The organism is Xanthomonas sp. LF06-19 (assembly GCF_034105425.1).
In the GTDB taxonomy this organism is placed as follows: Bacteria; Pseudomonadota; Gammaproteobacteria; order Xanthomonadales; family Xanthomonadaceae; genus Xanthomonas_A; species Xanthomonas_A sontii.
This window is the reverse complement of the sequence record NZ_JAXGGH010000001.1, coordinates 310,246-331,692: the sequence shown is the minus strand read 5'-3', so window position 1 is coordinate 331,692 and position 21,447 is coordinate 310,246. Positions and strand designations below refer to the sequence as shown.

Here is a 21,447-nt window from a genome sequence, read left to right as displayed (position 1 = left end):
TAGCAGAGGATTATTGCTTCACCAGCGATGAGAGGCTTGACGTTCTTCGCTGCCAGTAGCAAAATTACTAAACGGAGCCTAGAAACTCCGCACACAGCGGTACCCACCTCCGACAAACTGGTGGGTTTTTTGTGCCTGCATGTTTTAAGCAGGTGCAACCGACGCAACGTCTGTGTCGGGAGGGCGGTGAATACAACACCCGCAAGGGGAATAAGCCCGCCGGCTGTGTGCGGTTTCTAGCCTCCCGACTTCCCGTCCGCCATTGCGGCGGACGGCCACTTCATGGAAGGAGAGGCGACGATGTCGGAGTACAGAACGGACGATCTTGAAATGGCGGGCTATTTCCTGCCCGAAGAGAGCCAGTTTCGGTTGGTGCGGTTAGGCGAGTTCGTCAAGTTCCTCGCAAGATTGGCAGAGCCGCGCAGTGTGGCCGAAGAGCGCGAGGCCGCCCCGAAAGTGCGTGCGGGTGAGCTGGCGGTGTGCATGGAACTGCTCGCGGAACAGCTGGATATGGTGCTGCGCGAGGTGTCGTGGCCGGCGCAGCGTCAGTCCCCGCATCAGGCACAGCGCTATGGAGCCGATAGCAGGGCGCCATGATAGGTGCTCGTCGGCGGTAGGCGAGTTGCTATTCGCTCTTGCGTGTGATTTCTGGTCGATGGAGTTGAAGCTGTTGTGCAGCCCGTCGCTCGCGGCTGCCAGCACCGCCGTGGCTAGTCCGATGCCGCGCCCGCCCTGGCGCACGGTAGGCGGGCTTGCGGCACCTACATCGAACGCACCGGCGCCGATTGCGTCTGCACGGTCTCCTGCTGATGGCTACGTTGCAGTTCCTCGGTCCTGGCTTGCCGCACCGCCTCCAACTGCGCGAAGCGCTGTTCCGTCGGCGCCGCGAGCGCTTCCTGCATAGGCATGTGCGCTCGGTGCGCGGCGGGGTCGGGCGATGGATGGCCGGTGCGCCACAGGTGCACCACCTCGCCGCTGCCCAAGGTGGCGGTAGGCGTATTGGTCGCGACCTTCAGATCGTCCTTTGCCGTGAACCCCTTTTCGCCAGCCAACAGCAACAGGCTCGCGCTCAGCCGCTCGCTGTTCTCGTCCCACGGTTTGCCGGCTTGTTGGTCCAGCCCGCGCACGCCATCGCGGATCTTCTCTAACAAGTGGGTGCTGGGATGTCCAGGGTCGCCGGGCTGGGCGCGCCCTGCGTGCGGCGAGTCGCGCTCGGAGGTTGGACTGATGTGCTGGTGGGAATCTTGAGTGTGTTGCAGCAGGCCGGGTGTTGGCGGGGTCGTGCTGGTATCCCAGAACGCCTGAGGGGTGGCCGTGCTGCCTTGCGGCAAGGTGATGCCGTTGCGCTCCAGCAAGGTCTCGTTGAAGTGCAAGCGTTGCATGTTCAGATGCATTTGCGGCGCGACGCCGCGGATGGAGTGCGCGTTTTCTCTGTCGATCTTGATCGCGCGGCTCAGTGCCAAGGCGCCGTAGTAATTGGGGTAGTCCGAGTCGCCGTGATAGCCGATGCCGGTTGTCTGATCCACTGACAGGCCAGGCGTGCCTTTGGGAAGCTTGTCGAAGTAGTAGTGCCCTTGTGCGGCAATGTTCTCCGGCGTCATCGGGAGCGAACCGTCCGCATTGAAGCTGAGTCCTGGTCGTGCTCTGGCTTGACTAGGATTGGCCGGGTCTGCTTCGACAAAGTCCTTGATGCGGCTATTCGGAATGCCTTTCATGGCGGTCAGATCGACCTGAGGGTTGATCTGACGCTCTCGATCGATCAATGCGTTCCAGCCCGAAATTTGTGCCTTTGCCTCATCCTCCCGGTTTCTTGCAACCAAGTTTTCGATAGGAACCGTGTAGTCGTTGATCGGATTGTTGTCGCTGGCGATCGCCTTCACGGCGGAATCGAATTGACGATAGGCGCCGACCATCGGCACTTGATTGAAGGCGTGTTGGGTCTCGTGGCCCAGTACGAATGTCAGGTCGGTAGCGCCGTTCTGATTGAACCGGCTTGGCGATTGCCCCAGCGTAGTAGGCGGGATGCTCATCGTCTTGTTTGCAGGATTGAAGGTTCCGCCTGCGACAGTTCCGCTAAGAGGTGCAAAATTCTCAAGCAACATGTGCTGTTGCCGGTTGCTACTGGTGTTGCTGTCGATCGTGGTGACCGCTCGCTTCATTTCAGTGGCCAGTGCGGGCGAGCTGTTGATCGTCGCTTGCAGATTGGTGACCATGTCTTGGGTCACCGCATGGCTTTGCTGGTTGGCGTCTACATAGGTGGTGTGAGCGAAGCGTATGCTCATCTCCTGCAGACGCAGAGTACCGCGCAAATCTTCTGCAGCGGCGGAGCCAGGTTGGAGTGTGGGAAGGGTGACAACCCCGGACGACTTGTCGTAAGACCCGATCAACGATTGGGAGCCGCTTTGGCTCAATGCGAAGCCGCTCAAATGACCGTTGGCAGCTTCTTGATTCAGACGCTGTGTAAGGTCCTGATCTGCAGCAATGGTTGCGCGCAACTGTGCTGCCTGATCGGCGGTGACTCCGGGCTGGCTGCCGAATCGCGCCAAGGCCGCCTGCAACTGTGCGTTAGCTGCTGGCATTGTCGTCACCCTTCTAGTTTGTGGAGGCTGATCGCTTCGATGCAGGTTCCGCCAGGTGCGTCTGGAGACTTCAGTGCTTTGTTCTGGGGGATGATTTGGATGTAAAGATCGTTGCGCGAATAATAGAAGGAAAGCGCCCAGCCGAACTCGTTGTAGGACGTTGGCTCGGGCTTGAAGCCGTGCTTCTTCAAGGAGTCATCGTAGTTTTTCAATATCAGGTCGCATGGCGGTGAAGTTGCTTCACTTGTGCCTCCTGCTGCGGATATTTCCAGATTTACATTCGAGTATCTTGAAAATTTCTCGTCGAAGTTGTAGGTGAGGTTGTACTTCCAGTTTTCTTGGGAATTTAGTACGTAGAACCCGGAATTTTTCGCTTCATCCCTGGTGAATGGGACGTCCATGAGCCGTTGCAGCGACTCCGCGGACAGGTCATCGAATTTGTCGATAGTCTCTATCATCGCTAGGAAGCGATGGCCCAGTTCGGCTGGCGTCATTTCCGTGTGCTCCTTCATGTTTCCTGCTTGTCGCTCGTTGGCTGCCAAGCCGGTGGTTGCGCAGGATGTTGATAGAAAGATGATTGCTATGGCCAATGGAATCGTTGAAGTTGCTTTCACGTTGCCTGCTCCATTTTTGCTGGCCTGGACGCTGCTTCTTCTTGCGCCGCACAACGACGTCGACCTCAAACGTTCATGTTTGGGCGTCCCATGGATGTCTTCTTTTTGGTCGGAGCAATGGCACATACGCATCCGCCATTTGCTTTGCATAAGCGTTAATAGCTCGTTGGCTTGCCGCTTTCGATAGGGTACTGCGCTGCCGGGCTGATGTCGTAGACCATGGGTATGGCACGGATCGCCTTCCGTTCAGGGCGTTTAGGGCCGACGCTGCGGATCTGCTGGACCATTGTGTCATCGGGGTGGTCGGCACGTGTGGGATCCGGTAAGTGCTGCCTTTCCTGCCCGTCCGCTGCGTGATACCGCAGTTCTTCCGTGCGTTCCGGCGACAGCATGCGGTTGCCGATGCCCGGTTCGAGGCGTCCAGGGAAGCGTTGCACGGGCAAGTCCATCAGCTCGCCGAAGGTGCGGTAGCCGGAGTTGCTGTTGACGGTGTCGCCGAAGACCTTGAAGCCGTAGTTCGGATAGTCGCGGTCCTGCGCGTTCAGTTCCGGCACGGCGCGCACCGCGGTATTCCAGCGCTCCAGGATCTCGTGCTTGTCGCCGGTGGCCACCGTGCGTGACGGTTGGTCGTCGCGGATGTAGGTGGTGCTGTCGACCTTTTCGCCGATGGAGCGGGCGTACGCAGGATCGTGCGGGTAGTGCCAGGCGCGCAGCGAGTGCCGGGTTTCGTCGGTGCCGATGGGGATGGCCTAGCCGGTCTGGCGATCGGTGGCCAGGCCATGCAGTTCCGCCACGGCCTTGCCGTGTTCTCGCGCAGCACCCAGAAGGCGTGGCCGGCGATGCCGATGACGCCGAGCGAGCGGGCTTCGATGGCGTAATTGGGCATGGTCGTGTCCTTCCTTGGTCGCTGTACGGCGCGGGAGTCAGAACTATCGTGTGCTATTCGGGCTCACAGCGGCCGCGTGGCGACGCAGCGATCCAACGCGGTCTTGAGATCCTGCATCGCCTGGTCGACGCCCAGGTCGACGAAATAGGCGCCGGCGCCCTTGAGGGCGAGCTTGGCCTGGCTGGCGCCCGGTGGGCGCTCCAGGCGCAGGCGAAAGCCGCTGCGATTCGTTTCGGGGAAGTCGCCCGATTCCAGGATGCCCTTGGCTGGATCTTCGCGGGTGACCTTGGGCCAGGAGCTGCTGTTCTCGGACAGGGTGGCGATGCTGGATTCGGTGCAGTCGAACAGGCGCTGGTTGGGCAGGTCGGTCGGTACGCGCAGCACCGCCGAGGCCATGGGCGTCTTGCGGGCGGCGGCGGGCATGCTGCAGGCGCTGGGGACCAGCGCCAGGCCGGCGAATTGGGCGATGCGGTGCCATGGCGTCATGAGGACTTTCCCTGCGTGGGCGGTGGCGAGCTTCCTGCTCGGCGCATGATGCCGGATGCGTCTAGGGCTGTTGCGCGGTCAGCGCCGTGCGCGACGCCAGGCGATCAGGGCCACGGCAGCCAGGGCGGCGACGGTGCCGACTGCGGCCACCTGCGCCGCGCGCTTGGCGCGTTGTTCGCGAAGGCGCAGCGCTTCCGCGTCGGCGTCGTCGGCGGACAGCGGCGAGCGGTACACGCTGTGCGCGGCGGCGCGGCCGGAGAGGGCGGCACGGCGCGCGGGCGGGGTCGGGGCGCTGTCGGTGGCGGTGTCGTCCACGGCGTGGGCGGTGTCGGTGATCATGGTGGGTTGCATCCTCGGCGCTGCGTTCATGCGTGTCTGTCGATCGAGCGGTCGGTTGGTGGCTGACGCCCTATCTTTCCAAGCGCCACGTTAACGCGGCGCGGGGGAAAAGTAATGTACAGACGCCCGGGTCCCGCTGGCGTTGGCTCAGCCGACCTGGCGGACCATCAGCAACACGCGGGTGCCGTAGGAATCGGCTTCCTGCACGGGCTGCCAGCCGTGGCGGGCGTACAGGCCGCCGTCCAAGTACTCGGTCTGCAGGTACAGGGCGTCCAGGCCCAGGTCCGCGGCGTCTGCCAGGGCATGGGCGAGCAGGCGACCGGCGATGCCGCGCCCTCGATAGGCATCGGCGACGTACATGCCGCCCAGCCAGTACGGATATTGCGGAAAGGCGTCCATTTCCCGGTCTTTCAGCTGCACCACGGCGATCGGCCGGGCGCCATCGAAGGCGGCCAGCCGCCGCGGCAGGCCATGCGCATCCGCGGCGCGCTGGAGTTGGCGCAGTTCGTCGTCCAGCGTGAAACCCGCTTCGCGGCCCCAGGCCGCGTGGTACCAGGCGGCGATCTGCGGCAGTTCCGGGGCGTGCTGGTCGAGATGACGGACGTTCATGCGTGCGAGCGTTGCGGTGGTGCGGGAACAGGGAAGTGTAAGCGGGGAACGCGCTTGAACCAGGGCAGGGCTGCACGGCAGCCCGCGTCCGTACGCGTTGTCGGCCGATCAGATACGCCATGGCCGCCACACGCGGCTTGAACGGCAGCCACGTCCACCCGCATCTCCACGCGCTCACGCCGGCAAGTTTGGCGATAATGCCGGCCTGTTCCGTCAGGATCGCCGCATGACCGCTCTCACCGAACGTTACGCGCGCGCCGTGGACTACGCGCGCATCGCCCACGCCGGCCAGTTCCGCAAGGGCGGCACGGTGCCGTATCTGAGCCACGTGCTGGGCGTGTCGACGCTGGTGCTGGAGGCCGGCGGCGACGAGGACCAGGCGATCGCGGCGCTGCTGCACGACGTGGTGGAGGATTGCGGCGCCGGCCATGAGGGCGTGATCCGCGCGCAGTTCGGCCAGGCGGTGGCGGACATGGTGATGGCGTGTACCGACGCCACGGCCGAGCGCAAGGCGGTGCCCGCGGACGTGCCGGCCAAGCGCCGCGACTGGCGCATCCGCAAGCAGGCGTATCTGGCGCATCTGGCGCAGGCCCCGGATTCGGTGCTGTTGGTGTCGGCCTGCGACAAGCTCTACAACGCGCGCAGCATCGTCGCCGACCTGGAAGACCCCGAGGTCGGTGCGGCAGTGTTCGAGCGCTTCACCGCCGGCCGCGACGGCACGCTGTGGTACTACCAGGCGCTGCATGCGATCTATGCCGAACGCGGCGTGGCGGTGCTGCGCGCTTTCTCCGGCGCGGTGACGCGGATGCAGGCGCTGGCCGCGCGCGCCGAAGATATCGACACGCTGACGGCGCCCGCGCTGAGCTGAGACTTGCGTCGCCGGCGACGGTGCGCCTTCGCCGACGACCGAGCGCGCTGCAGCGCGATGGCCGCGACACGCCCATGGCAGCCGACCGGCTAAGCTTGCGCGCTCCTTTGCGTTGCCGGTCCTGCCCATGTCCACGCCTCCCGCTTTCGCCGCTTCCGGCTTCGTGCGCGTCCGTGGCGCGCGCGAGCACAACCTCAAGGATGTGGACTTGGAGCTGCCGCGCGATGCACTGGTGGTATTCACCGGCGTGTCTGGCTCCGGCAAGTCGTCGCTGGCGTTCGGCACGCTGTTCGCCGAGGCGCAGCGGCGCTATCTGGATTCGATCTCGCCGTATGCGCGGCGCCTGATCGACCAGGCCGGCGTCGCCGACGTCGACGCCATCGACGGCCTGCCGCCGGCGGTGGCGCTGCAGCAGCATCGCGGCGCGCCGAGCACGCGCTCGTCGGTCGGCAGCGTCACCACCATCTCCAATTCGCTGCGCATGCTGTATTCGCGCGCCGGCACGTATCCGCCGGGGCAGGACATCATCCATGCCGACGGCTTCTCGCCGAACACGCCGGCCGGTGCCTGCCCCACCTGCCACGGGCTGGGCCGCATCTACGACGCCACCGAGGCGTCGATGGTGCCGGACCGTTCGCTGAGCATCCGCGAACGCGCGGTGGCGGCGTGGCCACCGGCCTGGCACGGGCAGAACCTGCGCGACATCCTCACCACGCTCGGCCACGACGTCGACGTGCCATGGGCGAAGCTGCCAAAGAAGACCCGCGACTGGATCCTGTACACCGACGAGCAACCGACCGTGCCGGTGTATCCCGGCTTCACCCTGGCCGAGACCCAGCGCGCGCTCAAGCGCAAGCAGGAGCCGGCGTACATGGGCACCTTCAGCAGCGCGCGCCGCTACGTGCTGCACACCTTCGCCACCACGCAGAGCGCGCTGATCAAGAAGCGTGTGGCGCAGTACCTGATCAGCACCGCGTGCCCCAGCTGCGACGGCAAGCGGCTGCGCCGCGAGGCGCTGTCGGTGACCTTCGCCGGGCTGGACATCGGCGCACTGTCGCAGCGCCCGCTCGGCGAGGTGGCCGACCTGCTGCGTCCCGCGGCGGAAGGCCGCATGCAGGGCCGATCGCGGCATCCGGAGCAGGCGCTGGCCGCGCAGCGCATCGCCCAGGACCTGCTGGCGCGGATCCAGGTGGTGGAGGCGCTGGGGCTGGGTTATCTGACCCTGGAGCGCAGCACGCCGACGCTGTCGCCCGGCGAACTGCAGCGGCTGCGCCTGGCCACGCAGATCCGCTCGCAGCTGTTCGGCGTGGTCTATGTGATGGACGAGCCGTCGGCGGGCCTGCATCCGGCCGACACGCAGGCGTTGCTGGGCGCGCTGGACCAGCTCAAGGGCGCGGGCAATTCGTTGTTCGTGGTCGAGCACGAAATCGACGTGATCCGCCATGCCGACTGGATCGTCGATGTCGGCCCCGGTGCCGGCGAGCACGGCGGGCAGGTGCTGTACAGCGGTCCGCCGGTGGGATTGGCGCAGGTGCAGGCCTCGTCCACGCGCCGCTACCTGTTCGCCGAACCGCACGCCGCTGCCCATGCGCCGCGCTCGCCGGAGACCTGGCTGCAGTTGCGCGAGGTCAGCCGCAACAACGTGGTCGCGCTGGACGTGGACATCCCGCTGGGCGTGTTCACCACGGTCACCGGCGTGTCCGGCTCGGGCAAGTCCTCGCTGGTCAGCCAGGCGCTGGTGGAGTTGCTGGGCACGCAACTGGGGCAGGCGCCGGCCGAGGCGGAGGAGGAACTGGATCCGCTGGAGCGCGGTGCGCGTGTCGCCACCGATGGCTACATTGCCGGCGGCCTGGAACACGTGCGGCGGCTGGTGCAGGTGGACCAGGCGCCGATCGGGCGCACGCCGCGCTCCAACCTGGCGACCTACACCGGCCTGTTCGACCATGTGCGCAAGCGCTTCGCGGCCACGCCGGCAGCGCGCAAGCGCAAGTACGACGCCGGGCGTTTTTCGTTCAACGTCGCCAAGGGCCGCTGCGAGACCTGCGAAGGCGAGGGTGCGGTGAGCGTGGAACTGCTGTTCATGCCCAGCGTGTATGCGCCGTGCCCCACCTGCCATGGTGCGCGCTACAACGCCAAGACGCTGGAGATCGAATTGCACGGCCAGAACATCGCACAGGTGCTGCGCATGACCGTGGCGCAGGCGCTGGAGTTCTTTGCCGACGATGCGGCGATCGCGCGGCCGCTGCAGGTGCTGATGGAGGTGGGCCTGGGCTATCTGCGCCTGGGCCAGCCGGCCACCGAACTGTCCGGCGGCGAGGCGCAGCGGATCAAGCTGGCCAGCGAGCTGCAGCGCGCACAGCGCCGCGGCACCGTGTACGTGCTGGACGAACCCACCACCGGCCTGCATCCGGCCGACGTGGACACGCTGCTGCGGCAATTGCACGGGCTGGTGGAGGCGGGCAACACCGTGGTGGCGGTGGAGCACGACATGCGCGTGGCCGCGGCCAGCGACTGGATCATCGACATGGGGCCAGGCGCGGGCGGGGCGGGCGGCAAGGTCGTGGCGGCGGGCGTGCCGGGCGTGGTGGCGACGCATGCAGGCAGCCGAACGGCGCCTTTCCTGGCTGCGGAATTGGCGGGGTAGGCGCGCGCGTCGCGGCGCGTGGTCTTCGTCAGTTTCGACACGGCGAGGGCATGCCGGAATGCACGATGATGCAGTCGCAGCAAGCGAAGCCTGCCGGGTGCCTGCCCCTGCAAAGCGTCGGGACTGAAGTCCCTCCCAGAGTGCACCCAGGTAAGGCTCCGCACGGCTCTGCGGGAACGGCTCCGTGTAGTCTGAAAACCGCCTGGAGCCGCTCCCGCAATGAGGTCCCATGCCGCATCGCGCATTGTGACGCGACAGACCGCAGTGCCGCCGACGTGAAACGCTGCCCACGTTGGCCACGCGCCGGCCATGGTGGCGACCGCGTGGCCGCCACCGCCAGCGGTTGCCGAGGCTGCGGCGATCAGCCCAGCAGTTCGAAGCTGGCCGTCAGCCCCGGTGCCTGCGCCGAAGGCGCGACCCACAGATCGAACTGGCCCGGTTCCACCGTCGGCTTGAGCGCCTGGCCCACGAACAGCAGATCCTCGCGGCGCAGCACGAAGTCCACGCTGGCGCTGCCACCGGCCGGCACCGCGACCTTGCGGAAATCCTTCAGTTCGCGCACCGGGCGGGTGATGCTGGCGCTGCGGTCGCGGACGTACAGTTGCACCACTTCCTCGGCGTCGCGGTGGCCGCGGTTGTGGATGCGTGCGGCGATCTTCAGCGTGCCGCCGGCGGCCAGCCGCGACGTGCTCAAGGTCAGTTCGCCGTACTCGATGCGGCCATAGGTCAGACCGTGGCCGAACGGGAACAGCGCGGTGTTGGAGATCGTGCGGTAGTGGGTGGTGAAGGGCGTCAGCGCGTTCGGGCGCGGATCCGGGCGACCGGTGGGCTTGTGCGCGTAGTAGTACGGCGACTGCCCGGATTCGTGCGGGAAGCTCACCGGCAGGCGCCCGGAGGGGCCGTGCACGCCGAGCAGGATGTCGGCCAGCGCCGGGCCGGAGGCCGAGCCGAGGAACCAGCTGACCAGGATCGCCGGCGCGTCCAGCACCGCGCCGTCGAGCACCAGCGCACGGCCATTGCTGAGCACCACCACCACCGGCGTGCCGGTGGCCGCCACGGCGGCCAGCAGCGACTGCTGCGCGCCGGGGATGCTGATGTCGGTGCGCGACTGTGCTTCGCCGGAGTAGCGCAGCGGTTCGCCGATCGCCAGGATCGCCACGTCGGCGGCGGTCGCTGCGGCCACCGCCGCCTGCACGCCGCCCGGCAGTGCGTGTTCGAACGCGCAGCCTTCCACCACCTGCAACGCGGCCGGATCGGCCAATTGCGCGCGCAGGGCCGTGGCCAGGTCGTTGCCGCTGTCGTCGCCGCCGAACAGCGTCCACGGTCCGGCGCTCTCCACCCAGTTGCTGGCCATCGGCCCGATCAGCGCGATGCGCTGGCCCTGGCGCTTGAGCGGCAGCAGTTCGCCCTCGTTCTTGAGCAGCACCACCGATTTGCGTGCGGCCTCGTGCGCCAGTGCCAGCGTCTCCGGGCGCCGCTGCCGCGCCTGCGCGCGCTCGGGCACGATGCGCAGGAACGGGTCGTCGAACAGGCCCAGTGCGGCCTTGAAGCGCAGCACGCGGCGCACCGCGTCGTCCAGCCGCGCCATCGGCACCGCACCGTCGGCGACCAGGCCAGGCAGGTGCTGCAGGTACAGCCCGCTCTGCATGCTGATGTCCACGCCGGCCAGGAACGCCAGCCGCGCCGCGTCGCGCGCATCGCGGGCGTAGCCGTGCGCGACCAGTTCCAGGTCGCCGGTGTAGTCGGAGACGACCAGGCCGCTGTAGTTCCACTCGCCGCGCAGCACCTGGCTCAGCAGCCAGGTGTTGGCGGTGGCGGGCACGCCGGACAGCTCGTTGAAGGAGGCCATGGTGGTCACCGCGCCGGCGCCGAAGGCGGCCTGGAACGGCGGGAAATACACCTCGCGCAGGGTGCGCTCGGAGATGTCGACGGTGTTGTAGTCCAGGCCGGCCTCGGCCGCGCCGTAGGCGGCGAAGTGCTTGGCGCAGGCGGCCAGCGCATCGGCATGGTCGATGCCCTCGCCCTGGAAGCCGCGCACGCGGGCCTCGGCGAAACGCCGGCCCAGCAGCACGTCCTCGCCGCTGCCTTCCACGCCGCGGCCCCAGCGCGCATCGCGGGCGATGTCGACCATCGGCGCGAAGGTCCAGTCGATGCCGACCGCGCTGGCTTCCAGTGCGGCGGCCCGCGCGGTGCGTTGCGCCAGCTCCGGCTCGAAGCTGGCGGCTTCGCCCAGCGGCACCGGGAACACGGTGGTGAAGCCGTGGATCACATCGGCGGCGAACAGCATCGGGATCTTCAGCCGGCTCTCCAGCGCGGCCTGCTGCAGTTGCTGGTGCCAGCGCACGTTGGAGCCGTTGAAGATGCCGGTCAGGCGTCCGGCGCGCGCCGCGGCCAACTGGCCCTCGGCGGTGGGGCGCACGTTGACCGGATTGGCGGCCGCCGCCGCATCGGTCTGCTGCGCCGAACCGAACAGGGTCAGCTGCCCGGCCTTCTCTTCCGGCGTCATCCGCGCGATCAGCGCATCGATGAAGGCCGGCGTCTTCGCCGGCGTGCGCGGCAGGGCCAGGCCCATCGGCACGTGCGACAGCAACGCGAACGAACCGGCGCCGAGCAACAGCCCGCGCCGCGTGGTACGAAACGTCATCGGCAAATCCCCTGTTTGGACCCCGATGGTCACGCTACCTCATCGGGAGCGAGAAGTTGTGATGCGGTGCACGATAACCGCGGATCGGCAGGCGCGCTCCCTGGAACATCACCGTGCAGCCGCGTGATCGCGATGGGGCGACCGGCAGGGGCGATGCCGTCGCCAACGTGGGCGTAGACGTCGCGCTTGGCGCAGCCGCGCCTTGCTTGCTCAGCCCGCTACCAATCCAGCGTTTCCAGAAAGCGCGCGGCCTCGACGTCGCTGCCCAGATAGGCGGCCAGCGACGCGGCGACCGCGTTGCGGGCAGTGGCGCACAGCGCGGCGCTGTCGTCGAATGCGGCATCGCCGAGTTCGGCCATGGTGTTGGCCATGGTCGCCAGACCACCGAATGCGATCTCCAGGCTGGCGGCCAGCGGTCGGGGGCGCCATGCGCCGGCCCCGTGGAACGCGAACAGCACGCCGCCGCTGGCGGTGTCGAGAATGACAGGGTCCGCGCCCTGGTCCGCGATCACCAGCCAGTGGTCGCGCCAGGCGGCAATGGGCTTGCCGTCGATCGCGTTCCAGCGGTAGCCGGCCTGCAGCGCCCACAGCTTGCACAACGGCGGAATGTCGAGCGGGTTGCCGCCGAGTTGCAGCGACAGGCCGGTCGGGCCGGCCGTGGCGTCGCGGATGTCGCCCCATGGCCCCACCTGCGCATAGAAGTCGGCGAGCACCTGCGGCAGCGGCAGCGTGCCCTGCCAGTCGGATGCAGGTTGCGGACGCAGTTCGCCCCAGGAGGCGAGCAGCGTGCGGAGGGTGGCGTAGGACATCGGGCGTGTGGCGGCAGTCGACCTGAGGCGCATTATGCCCGGCGCGTGTCGTGCGCCGTGTGCATGATGCCGTGCCGGCAGCGCTTGCAACGGGCACCTGGCGCGTGCGGCGCTGCGGCCGACGACAGGGCTGGTTGTCCAGCCCGATGTTCTGCGCCGCGCTGGCTTGCGGCACGTGGACCAACTCGTGCGGCACCTGCCGCGACGCTGTCGTGGTCCCATTGCAGGCGCACATCGGACCGCTCGATCGCGTCTTTCCACGCGGCCTGACTGGCGAAGCGCGCCGGATCGAAGGTCGACGGGGCCGTGGCACGCAGTAGGGGGTCGAAGCAGGCGTGTGGCAGCCGGATCGCCAGGATCCGCTCCTGCCTTGCTTCTGCGCCCAACCGGCGCGGGACATCATCCACAGGAAATTCGGCTTGATCCAGCTCATCCGGTGGTAGCTGAACTCGCCGCCGAAGCGCTGGTGGTCCATGGCGAACTGCGCAATCGCAGGGCGATCCACCTGGTAGACATCGATCGCATCGGTGTCGAAGCACGACAGGATGTCACGACCCCGGCGCGGCCAGGTGAGCTGCAAGGCAGCGCAAGGAACGGGATGCAGCGTCGCGCAGACTACCTCGTCGCAGCAACGTCGTCGATCCGCTGTCACGTCTCCCGTGCCGGCGGGATGCCGCGCGATGCGTTCGCCTGGATCGGGACGCCAGCCGTAACGCCCCCTGTCAGGGCTGAAGCCTCGACAACAGGCGCGGTTGCGCGGAGGTGCTTGCCCCCGTGAGGGCGGCGCTGACTTCCTTCGGGATCCAGTTGCCCGCCGGCGTCGTCGAAAGGCATGCCCTGCGGGACACGCAACGAGCAGGGCCGTTCCATGCAGCGCCCTGGGTGCTTTCGCGCGTGCGGCCGCACTGAATCACTCAGCCTGCGCTCGCCTCCAGACTCGCGCGCTGAGACCTGCACTGGCTACCCTGGTGCACCCCGTTCCTCGGAGCCCCCATGAGCCGACGTTCCGGCAGCGCCGATCTGCCCCTGCATGGCGGTCGCGTGCCGCACTGGCTGGGCGCGCGCATGACCCGGCTCGGCGCGGTGATGTGCCAGGCCATCGTGCACAGCTATGGCCGCGACGAATTGCTGCGGCGCCTGGCGCATCCGTTCTGGTTCCAGTCGCTGGGGGCGGTGATGGGCATGGACTGGCATTCCTCCGGCATCACCACCAGCGTGCTGGGCGCGCTCAAGCGCGGCCTGGCGCCGCTGTCCGGCGAACTGGGCATCCACGTGTGCGGCGGCCGTGGGCGGCATTCGCGGGCCACGCCGGACGAGCTGCAGGCGGTGGGCGAGCGCACCGGCCTGGACGGCGCGGAACTGGCGCGGGTCAGCCGCCTGGTGGCCAAGGTCGACAGCGCCGCGGTGCAGGACGGCTTCGACCTGTACCTGCACGGCTTCATCGTCAGCGACGACGGGCGCTGGGTGGTGGTGCAGCAGGGCATGCACGGCGCGCGCAAGCAGGCACGCCGCTACCACTGGCTGTCGGAAGGCCTGAGCAGCTTCGTCGATGCACCGCATGCGGCGATCGACGGCCCGCGCCAGGGCCGCATCGTCAATCTCGCCGATCATCGCGCCGCCGCCGCGCGTGCGGCGCAGGTGGAGCTGCTGCAGACGCTGGCACCGGAGCGCATCGCCCGCGAATACGCTGCGCTGGAGGCCGCGCAGACGCCGGCATCGGCCGCCGCGGCGCCGACCCACGCCGCGCAGGGGCGGGGCGCCACCGCGCTGGCCGCCGATGCGCTGTTCGCGGAGACCGGCGACCTGTTCGCGCCGGCGGCCGCCACGGTGCCCGAGCGCCGGCCGGCCGACCTGCCGCATCTGTCGCTGCCCGACCACCACGACGTGCGCGGCAGCGACATCGTGGTGCGGCGACTGCACGGGGCGCTGGCCGCCGCTGCCGAATGCGGGCCGCGCGATTTCGCCGACCTGCTGCAGGTGCCGGGCGTTGGTGCGCGCACGGTGCGCGCGCTGGCGCTGGTGGCCGAGGTGCTGCACGGCGCGCCGTGCCGTTTCAGCGATCCGGCACGGTTCTCGCTGGCCCATGGCGGCAAGGACCGGCATCCGTTCCCGGTGCCGACGCGGGTCTACGACCACACCATCGGCGTGCTCAAGACGGCGGTGGCGCAAGCCAAGCTGGGCCGCGAGGAGAAACTGGACGCGATCCGCCGCCTGGACGCGCAGGCGCGCCTGCTCGAACCGACCGCGCGCGGGCCGTCGGTGGAGGACTACATCGCCGAGGAACGCGCGCAGTCGCATGCCTATGGCGGGCGCAGTGTGTTCGGCTGGGAGCCGGTGCCGGAGGCTGTGGCGGAGAGACGCACCGCACGCGCAAAGTAAGAGCTCGCCTAGTGGTCTGAGTGCGACGCGATCGAACCGGCGGTCGTGTGTCGTGCAGGCGTCGACGGCGATTCGCCGGCAATGCGCGAGTCCATCTGCGCAACCGACCTCGTTGCAGTCGGGACTGAAGTCCCTCCCACAAGCAGGGACTTGTGGTCAGCGCTGCCGTCGGCACTCGCGCAGAAGATCACGGTTGCGCCTCTCCGGGAGTCCGCTGTCGTGCCATAGCGCTGGTCGGAGGAGGGGACGCGGTCTGAGCGCGTGCCAGGTTCCTCCCGTTCGAGCGATCGCCCGTATCATGGCCGCCCCCGGCGCACGGTGTCGGTGGCTCCGAACGACGCGTACGCCGAAGGACGTTTTCCCCAGCATGTGGTCTGCCATCAGCAACTTCGGCGACGCGGCGATGACGCTGCCGCTCGCGCTCGTCTGCGCACTGTGGCTGGCGCTGGGTAGCGCGGGATGGCGTGCCGCGGCGACGTGGCTTGGCCTGCTGGCGAGCGCCGCGGCCCTGGTCGGGGCGACCAAGATTCTCTACGCCGGCTGTGGGGTGGAGCTGCGCGCGCTGCAGTTCCGGGTGATCAGTGGACACACCATGCTCGCCGCCTGCGTATGGCCGATGGTGTGCATGCTGTGTCTGCGCGCCCGTCCGCGGCCGCGGCTGGCGATCGCCTGCGGTTTCGCCATCGCCAGCGTGATCGCCATTGCCCGCGTCTACGCGCGAGCGCACAGCCTGTCCGAGGTCGCTGCCGGTGTGGTGGTCGGGGCCGCGACGACGGCGTGCTATCTGCAGTGGCGCGGTGCGCCGCAGTTGCCCGCGCGCCTGCGCATGTACGCCATCGTGTCGGTGGTCCTGGTCGGCGCGTTGATGTACGGACGACACGCGCCGATCCAGCATGCCATCCAGACCTATTCGCCGGCGTTGTGCGGTCGCGACAGCTGATGGCGCCGTCTTCCGCGTGCAGGCATATGCACGCGCGCTTCGCCTGTCGTATGCCTGCTCTTGACCTGCGCGTTGCTACACCCGGAGCCGATGGCCGTCGTGGCCGCTTTCAGGAGATGGATCGATGCCGGAGCAATCCACCACCACCCGTGCGCGCCGCGCCAAGCGCGAAGGCAAGGCCGGCACGACCCAGGCCGGCGAGTTCGTGCGCGAGGAGATCGACCGCGTGCGCGAGGGCAAGACCCAGGTGAAGTCGACCAAGCAGGCGATCGCCATCGGCCTGTCCAAGGCGCGCCGCGCCGGGGTCAAGACCGGCGCGTCGAAGACCGCGTCGAAAGCCACCAGGAAGAAGGTTGCGCAGGAAGAGGCCAAGGGCGGCAAGCAGGCCAAGCCGTCGCCAACGCGCTCGCGCGGCGCCAAGACGGCGCTGAAGACCGCCAGCAAGGGCAAGAGCGCGACGCAGACGGTGGGCAGCGAGGCGCTGTCGACACAGACCAAGCGCGCAGCGAAGAAGCGCAGCGCCAGCAGCCGCTCGGCCGCGGCGAAGAAGGCCGCGCAGACCAAGGGGGCGACGGTGCGCAAGAGCGCGGCCAAGAAGGCCGCGAAGACCCGGGCCAAACAGGCCGGCACGCGGACGGCTGCCGCGAAGAAGCGCACGGCGAAGACCGCTTCGGCCAGGAAGACGCCGGCCAAGCAGGCCGCGAGCAAGAAAGCGGCGAGCAAGACTTCTTCGGCAAAGAAGACTGCGACCAAGAAGACGGCCTCGAAGAAGACGGCATCCAGGAAGACAGCGTCGAAAAAGTCGACGGCGAAAACTGCGGTCGCCAGGAAGACGCCAGCGAAGAAGAGCGCATCCAGCAAGCGTAAGACCAGCAAGCGCGCAGGCAAGACGTCGTCCGCGCGCAGACGCGGTTCGCGCTCGAGCGGCTAGTCGCTCCATGACGCGCGGCGGCGGATGCCACCGCCGCGCGTCGACGCATCCGCGATCGGCGCGACTCGCCGGGGTCTTACAGTTCGGTGTACTTGGTGATGCGGCCCTTGGCGCGCTCCACCGGATACTTGGCGGCGTTGGCCAGCATCTTGCGTTGCGCGGCGTCGATCGGATCGATCTCCAGCTTGTCGCACAACTGGACCAGATACAGCAGCACGTCGGCGATCTCGCTGCCGACCTGCTGCTTTTTTTCTGCAGACAGTTGCCGGCTCTGCGCATCGTCCAGCCACTGGAAGTGCTCCAGCAATTCCGCCGCTTCCACCGACAGCGCCGCGGCGAGATTGCGCGGACTGTGGAACTGACCCCAGTCGCGGGCGTCGGCGAAGGCGCGCTGGGCGGCCTGCAGGTCGTGGAGGCTGTCGGGCATGGCATCGGCTCGCAGTGGGGACGGCGCATGGTAAAGCAGCAATCACGCGCGCAGGCACTGCGGTCGCGACATCGGACTCACGGCGTGGTCACCGACGATGCACGGCATCGGCGGCGACACTGCGGGCACGTTCGCAGACGAAAGGACCTACCCATGCAAGCTCTGACCTATCACGGCACCCGGGACGTGCGCGTGGAAACCGTTCCCGACCCGGTGCTGGTCGAGACCGACGACATCATCCTGCGCGTCACCGCCACCGCGATCTGCGGCTCGGACCTGCACCTGTACCGCGGCAAGATCCCCGATCTGCACACCGGCGACGTGCTCGGGCACGAGTTCATGGGCGTGGTGGAAGACGTCGGCCCGGACGTGCAGCGGGTGAAGAAGGGCGACCGCGTGGTGATCCCGTTCGTGATCGCCTGCGGCGAGTGCTTCCATTGCCGCCTGACCGAATACGCCGCCTGCGAGACCACCAACACCGGCAAGGGCGCGGCGCTGAACCAGAAGGGCATCCGCCCGCCGGCGGCGCTGTTCGGCTACAGCCATCTGTACGGCGGCGTGGCCGGTGGCCAGGCGGAGTACGTGCGCGTGCCCAAGGCCAATGTCGGCCCGTTGGTGGTGCCGGACGTGTTGCACGACGAGCAGGTGCTGTTCCTGTCCGACATCCTGCCCACCGGCTACCAGGCGGCGGTCAACGCGGGCGTGCGTCAGGGCAGTACCGTGGCGATCTTCGGCGCCGGCCCGGTCGGGCTGATGACCGCGGCCTGCTGCCGCATGCTCGGCGCCGAGCGGATCTTCATGGTCGATCGCTATCCGTACCGGCTCGACTTCGCGCAGCGCACCTACGGGGTGATTCCGCTGAACTTCGAGGAGATCGACGATCCGGCCGACATCATCGTCGGCCAGACCGACGGGCGTGGCGTGGACGCCAGCATCGACGCGGTAGGCTTCGAAGCCAAGGGCAGCACGGTGGAGACGGTGATGGCCACGCTGAAGCTGGAAGGCAGCAGCGGCACGGCGCTGCGCCAGTGCATCGCCGCCACCCGCCGCGGTGGCACGGTCAGCGTGCCGGGCGTGTATGCCGGCTTCATCCACGGCTTCCTGTTCGGCGATGCCTTCGACAAGGGGCTGAGCTTCAAGATGGGCCAGACCCATGTGCAGCGTTTCATGCCCGAACTGCTGGAGCACATCGGCGAGGGCCGGCTGCGGCCCAACGAGATCATCACCCACCGCCTGAGCCTGGCCGAGGCGGCGCAGGGGTATTCGATCTTCGACAAGAAGGAGCAGGACTGCCGCAAGGTGATCCTGACGCCGTGACCGTGGTGTGGCCGGGTGGCCCCATGGCGGGTCGCCCGGCTCGCGCCTGAAGGTGTCGGAACGGGCGTAAAGCATTGTGCGTTGCACAACCTGCGAGGCGGTCCTGCGCCCCTGGGCATGGGCGTTCGGCCTGCCTGGCGCGAATGGGGGACATAGCGCCAACCGTCCGTCGCGAACAGGTGAAGATTTCACGCCTCCTTCACCTTGCTCCGATGTAGATGCGCCGCCCCGAGGCTCGGGATAAGTTTTTCCCGCCGTCGCCGTCAGGCGGCCACGCGGGAGTGGCCCGCCCGCTTCTTGTCAAGTGCGTGACAAGCTTTTTGACCACGAATCAATCACTTGGATGTTCCGGTGCGGTGAGGGTGGCATCGGCGGCTTGTCCACAGGGGGTGTGGATGACTTCTGCATAAGGTTGTGGATAAGGCCGATGCCGGCCCGTGACACAACAGTGTCAAGAGGGGTGGCGAAAAATTGACCAGGCGATTTTTTACGGCCGCCAGTGGGCCGCACCTTGGGGCCTGTGCCGTGACCTCGCAGGGGGCATGTCCGGGTCGCGGTCGGGGCGTTGGCGACGGGCGCCGATCGCCTCGCGGTCGTATCGGTGCCTGTGCGGCACGGCAGTCCGGAGAACGCGCGGGCGCGACCATCAGGCGAGGGTGTGGCTGCCCCGGGGCGATGGCAGTGCCAGCGTGCCGAAGATCCTGGATCGCGACCAGCGTGTGGCCCCGGGTTCCGCGTGAAGCCGGCGCCCTGCCAGCTTTCCTGGCATCGCCATGGCGCCAGCCCTGCGGCGCCATGGCGGAAACCGCTGCCCTGCTCAGGCCAGCAGGCGCAGCTTCGGCTCGCGGCTCCACTGCCGGGTCTTGGCCGCGGTCACGAAGCCCTTGTTGTCGCTGGCCTCGACCACCCCGGCATCCTTCTGCACATTGCCGGCCTTCAGCAGCGGCTGCGCGCCGGCGTCGGCGGCGATCGCCTTGAGGTGGGCGAAGGCGTTGCTGACGAAATCGATGGCCGCCGACTCCTTGCTCAGCCGCTTGCCGGCCTCGGCCGACAGCACCACCGCCACCGCGTCGAACACGAACGAGGGTGTGCCGGCCAGCTGGCCGTCGGCGGCCAGGCGCTTGCCGTCACTGAGGACGGCGCCCCCTAGCTTGGGCGCGACGATCTTGACCGCCGCGCCGGCGTCGGTGGCGGCCTTGCGCAGGTCGCGCACCAGTTTCGCGTCCGAGCCCTCGTCGATCAGGATGCCGATCGCGCGGCCCTGCAGGGTCGGCTTCATGCGGCCGATGAGCTGCAGCGCTGGCGAGAGCGGCAGGTCCTGCGGCGCGACCGCGGCCGGCGGCGCCGGCGGCAGCGCGTCCAGGCCGAGGCCGTCGGCGACGCGCTGCGCCAGCTTGGGATCGACGTGGCGCAGGTGTCCGACCACCGCCTCGCGCACGTGCGCGGTGTCGACCTTGGACAGCTCGAACACCAGCGCCGAGGCCACGTGCGCCTGTTCCGGCTGCGTCTGGCTGCGGTAGAACATCCGCGCCTGGCTGTAGTGGTCGGCGAAGCTCTCGGCACGCACGCGGCCCTTGGCGCCGTCGTCGGGCTGGGTGCGGTGGCTGACGAAGCCGCGCGCGGTCTCGCGTGGGCTGTCGGCCTGCAGCGAGCTGGGTTCGTAGGCGACGCGGCCCTGGGGCACGCCCATCTGCATGTGGCCGTCGCGCTGCATGTTGGCGAACGGGCACTTCGGCGCGTTGATCGGCAACTGGTGGAAGTTCGGCCCGCCCAGGCGGCTGAGCTGGGTGTCCAGGTACGAGAACAGGCGGCCCTGCAGCAGCGGGTCGTTGGAGAAGTCGATGCCGGGCACGATGTTGGCCGGGCAGTACGCCACCTGTTCGGTTTCGGCGAAGAAGTTGTCCGGCCAGCGGTCCAGCACCATGCGCCCGACGATCTGCAGCGGCACCAGTTCCTCCGGGATCAGCTTGGTGGCGTCCAGGTGGTCGAACGGGAAGGCGTCGGCCTGTTCCTGGGTGAACAACTGCACGCCCAGTTCCCATTCCGGGAAGTCGCCGCGTTCGATCGCCTCGAACAGGTCGCGGCGGTGGAAGTCCGGGTCGGCGCCGGCCAGCTTCACCGCCTCGTCCCAGATCGTGGACTGCAGGCCGAGCTTGGGCCGCCAGTGGAACTTGACGAAGGTGCTGCGGCCTTCCGCGTCGAGCAGGCGGAAGCTGTGGATGCCGAAGCCTTCCATCATGCGCAGCGAGCGCGGGATGGTGCGGTCGCTCATCGCCCACATGATCATGTGCAGCGACTCGGGCATCAGCGAGACGAAGTCCCAGAACGTGTCGTGCGCGCTGGCCGCCTGCGGAAAGCCGCGGTCCGGCTCCATCTTCACCGCGTGGATCAGGTCGGGGAACTTCAGCGCGTCCTGGATGAAGAACACCGGGATGTTGTTGCCCACCAGGTCCCAGTTGCCTTCCTTGGTGTAGAACTTGACCGCGAAGCCGCGCACGTCGCGTGGCGTGTCCACCGAGCCGGCGCCGCCGGCGACGGTGGAGAAGCGGGTGAACACCGGCGTCTTCACCCCGACCTCGGTGAGCAGCGAGGCAGTGGTGTACTTGGCCAGCGACTTGGTCAGTTCGAAGTAGCCGTGGGCGGCGCTGCCGCGCGCGTGCACGATGCGTTCGGGAATGCGCTCGTGATCGAAGTGGGTGATCTTCTCGCGCAGGATGAAGTCTTCCAGCAACGTCGGCCCGCGCGGCGTGGCACGCAGCGAGTTCTGGTTGTCGGCGACCGGAATGCCCTGGTTGGTGGTCAGCGGCGGATGCGTGCCGCCGGCCTGCTGGTGCAGTTCGTCGCCATGGCCGCGCTGATCGGCGGGCGCGGCGGTGGAGGCGAGGGCGGTGGACGATGCGGAATCGCTGGGCGTGCGCTTGCGGCTGGCCATGGGAGATCGCTCCGGTGCGTGGCGGAAGAAGGCGTCGCGGTGG

Annotated in this window: 16 protein-coding genes and 2 pseudogenes; 7 read left to right on the top strand and 11 right to left on the bottom strand. The window is 68.0% G+C overall.

Going from position 1 to position 21,447, the window contains the following annotated elements; all coding sequences use genetic code 11:
• Positions 1-300: 300 nt before the first annotated feature.
• Entirely contained in the window at positions 301-597 is a 297-nt protein-coding gene (locus SLW55_RS01420; RefSeq protein WP_320744367.1) for a hypothetical protein, read from the top strand.
• A gap of 164 nt (positions 598-761) precedes the next feature.
• Here SLW55_RS01420 and SLW55_RS01415 read toward each other — a convergent pair whose 3' ends face one another.
• The 6 genes from SLW55_RS01415 to SLW55_RS01390 all read right to left on the bottom strand — a co-directional run bounded on the left by SLW55_RS01415 (position 762) and on the right by SLW55_RS01390 (position 5,513).
• Positions 762-2,579, bottom strand: coding sequence for an XVIPCD domain-containing protein (locus SLW55_RS01415; protein ID WP_320744365.1), 1,818 nt, complete (start codon positions 2,577-2,579; stop codon positions 762-764).
• 5 nt (positions 2,580-2,584) lie between these two features.
• A complete protein-coding gene (locus tag SLW55_RS01410; protein ID WP_320744363.1) occupies positions 2,585-3,343 on the bottom strand; it encodes a hypothetical protein in 759 nt (252 codons plus the stop codon).
• Between the two features lie 5 nt (positions 3,344-3,348).
• On the bottom strand, positions 3,349-3,804 hold the full coding sequence (locus SLW55_RS01405; protein ID WP_320744361.1) for a hypothetical protein: 456 nt from the start codon (positions 3,802-3,804) through the stop codon (positions 3,349-3,351).
• Positions 3,805-4,142: 338 nt separating this feature from the next.
• The gene (locus SLW55_RS01400) at positions 4,143-4,565 is read right to left on the bottom strand and encodes a hypothetical protein (protein ID WP_320744360.1); all 423 of its coding nucleotides are present in this window, start codon (positions 4,563-4,565) and stop codon (positions 4,143-4,145) included.
• 78 nt (positions 4,566-4,643) lie between these two features.
• A complete protein-coding gene (locus SLW55_RS01395; protein ID WP_244667378.1) occupies positions 4,644-4,904 on the bottom strand; it encodes a hypothetical protein in 261 nt (86 codons plus the stop codon).
• A gap of 147 nt (positions 4,905-5,051) precedes the next feature.
• The gene (locus SLW55_RS01390; RefSeq protein ID WP_320744357.1) at positions 5,052-5,513 is read right to left on the bottom strand and encodes a GNAT family N-acetyltransferase; all 462 of its coding nucleotides are present in this window, start codon (positions 5,511-5,513) and stop codon (positions 5,052-5,054) included.
• 226 nt (positions 5,514-5,739) lie between these two features.
• On the opposite strand from SLW55_RS01390, the gene SLW55_RS01385 reads away from it, so the two are divergent.
• Positions 5,740-6,381 (top strand): HD domain-containing protein, encoded by a 642-nt coding sequence (locus SLW55_RS01385; RefSeq protein WP_320744355.1) that lies wholly within the window; start codon positions 5,740-5,742, stop codon positions 6,379-6,381.
• A gap of 127 nt (positions 6,382-6,508) precedes the next feature.
• Complete coding sequence (locus SLW55_RS01380; RefSeq protein ID WP_017916168.1) at positions 6,509-9,025, top strand: excinuclease ABC subunit UvrA; 2,517 nt, start codon at positions 6,509-6,511, stop codon at positions 9,023-9,025.
• A 361-nt stretch (positions 9,026-9,386) separates the two neighbouring features.
• Here SLW55_RS01380 and SLW55_RS01375 read toward each other — a convergent pair whose 3' ends face one another.
• The 3 genes and pseudogenes from SLW55_RS01375 to SLW55_RS01365 form a co-directional block, all read right to left on the bottom strand.
• Positions 9,387-11,669: a glycoside hydrolase family 3 N-terminal domain-containing protein gene (locus SLW55_RS01375; protein ID WP_152181994.1), complete on the bottom strand. Its 2,283-nt coding sequence runs from the start codon at positions 11,667-11,669 to the stop codon at positions 9,387-9,389.
• Between the two features lie 218 nt (positions 11,670-11,887).
• Complete coding sequence (locus tag SLW55_RS01370) at positions 11,888-12,478, bottom strand: hypothetical protein (protein WP_152240207.1); 591 nt, start codon at positions 12,476-12,478, stop codon at positions 11,888-11,890.
• Between the two features lie 32 nt (positions 12,479-12,510).
• Positions 12,511-12,968 (bottom strand): annotated as a pseudogene (locus SLW55_RS01365) (DUF4291 family protein).
• 503 nt (positions 12,969-13,471) lie between these two features.
• Here SLW55_RS01365 and SLW55_RS01360 point away from each other — a divergent pair.
• The 3 genes and pseudogenes from SLW55_RS01360 to SLW55_RS01350 all read left to right on the top strand — a co-directional run.
• A complete protein-coding gene (locus SLW55_RS01360) occupies positions 13,472-14,857 on the top strand; it encodes a DUF763 domain-containing protein (RefSeq protein ID WP_295953519.1) in 1,386 nt (461 codons plus the stop codon).
• Positions 14,858-15,155: 298 nt separating this feature from the next.
• Positions 15,156-15,797: a phosphatase PAP2 family protein gene (locus SLW55_RS01355; protein ID WP_320744352.1), complete on the top strand. Its 642-nt coding sequence runs from the start codon at positions 15,156-15,158 to the stop codon at positions 15,795-15,797.
• A gap of 124 nt (positions 15,798-15,921) precedes the next feature.
• A pseudogene (locus SLW55_RS01350) lies at positions 15,922-16,437 on the top strand (DUF6496 domain-containing protein); the annotation flags it as partial.
• 367 nt (positions 16,438-16,804) lie between these two features.
• Here the strand turns inward: SLW55_RS01350 and SLW55_RS01345 are convergent.
• Positions 16,805-17,155, bottom strand: coding sequence for a nucleotide pyrophosphohydrolase (locus tag SLW55_RS01345; protein ID WP_017910143.1), 351 nt, complete (start codon positions 17,153-17,155; stop codon positions 16,805-16,807).
• Positions 17,156-17,308: 153 nt separating this feature from the next.
• Here SLW55_RS01345 and SLW55_RS01340 point away from each other — a divergent pair, with 153 nt between their 5' ends.
• Positions 17,309-18,472 (top strand): zinc-dependent alcohol dehydrogenase, encoded by a 1,164-nt coding sequence (locus tag SLW55_RS01340; protein WP_017911294.1) that lies wholly within the window; start codon positions 17,309-17,311, stop codon positions 18,470-18,472.
• A gap of 817 nt (positions 18,473-19,289) precedes the next feature.
• On the opposite strand, the gene SLW55_RS01335 is transcribed toward SLW55_RS01340, so the two are convergent.
• Complete coding sequence (locus SLW55_RS01335) at positions 19,290-21,404, bottom strand: catalase (RefSeq protein WP_152243678.1); 2,115 nt, start codon at positions 21,402-21,404, stop codon at positions 19,290-19,292.
• Positions 21,405-21,447: the final 43 nt, after the last annotated feature.

Bases quoted from the DNA above. Each gene is read 5' to 3' on its own strand.
- SLW55_RS01410 (WP_320744363.1), bottom strand. From the start codon at position 3,343: ATGCAAAGCAAATGGCGGATGCGTATGTGCCATTGCTCCGACCAAAAA.
- SLW55_RS01380 (WP_017916168.1), top strand. From the start codon at position 6,509: ATGTCCACGCCTCCCGCTTTCGCCGCTTCCGGCTTCGTGCGCGTCCGT.
- SLW55_RS01360 (WP_295953519.1), top strand. From the start codon at position 13,472: ATGAGCCGACGTTCCGGCAGCGCCGATCTGCCCCTGCATGGCGGTCGC.
- SLW55_RS01420 (WP_320744367.1), top strand. From the start codon at position 301: ATGTCGGAGTACAGAACGGACGATCTTGAAATGGCGGGCTATTTCCTG.
- SLW55_RS01335 (WP_152243678.1), bottom strand. From the start codon at position 21,404: ATGGCCAGCCGCAAGCGCACGCCCAGCGATTCCGCATCGTCCACCGCC.
- SLW55_RS01385 (WP_320744355.1), top strand. From the start codon at position 5,740: ATGACCGCTCTCACCGAACGTTACGCGCGCGCCGTGGACTACGCGCGC.
- SLW55_RS01340 (WP_017911294.1), top strand. From the start codon at position 17,309: ATGCAAGCTCTGACCTATCACGGCACCCGGGACGTGCGCGTGGAAACC.
- SLW55_RS01400 (WP_320744360.1), bottom strand. From the start codon at position 4,565: ATGACGCCATGGCACCGCATCGCCCAATTCGCCGGCCTGGCGCTGGTC.
- SLW55_RS01375 (WP_152181994.1), bottom strand. From the start codon at position 11,669: ATGACGTTTCGTACCACGCGGCGCGGGCTGTTGCTCGGCGCCGGTTCG.
- SLW55_RS01395 (WP_244667378.1), bottom strand. From the start codon at position 4,904: ATGATCACCGACACCGCCCACGCCGTGGACGACACCGCCACCGACAGC.
- SLW55_RS01415 (WP_320744365.1), bottom strand. From the start codon at position 2,579: ATGCCAGCAGCTAACGCACAGTTGCAGGCGGCCTTGGCGCGATTCGGC.
- SLW55_RS01355 (WP_320744352.1), top strand. From the start codon at position 15,156: ATGGCCGCCCCCGGCGCACGGTGTCGGTGGCTCCGAACGACGCGTACG.
- SLW55_RS01345 (WP_017910143.1), bottom strand. From the start codon at position 17,155: ATGCCCGACAGCCTCCACGACCTGCAGGCCGCCCAGCGCGCCTTCGCC.
- SLW55_RS01370 (WP_152240207.1), bottom strand. From the start codon at position 12,478: ATGTCCTACGCCACCCTCCGCACGCTGCTCGCCTCCTGGGGCGAACTG.
- SLW55_RS01390 (WP_320744357.1), bottom strand. From the start codon at position 5,513: ATGAACGTCCGTCATCTCGACCAGCACGCCCCGGAACTGCCGCAGATC.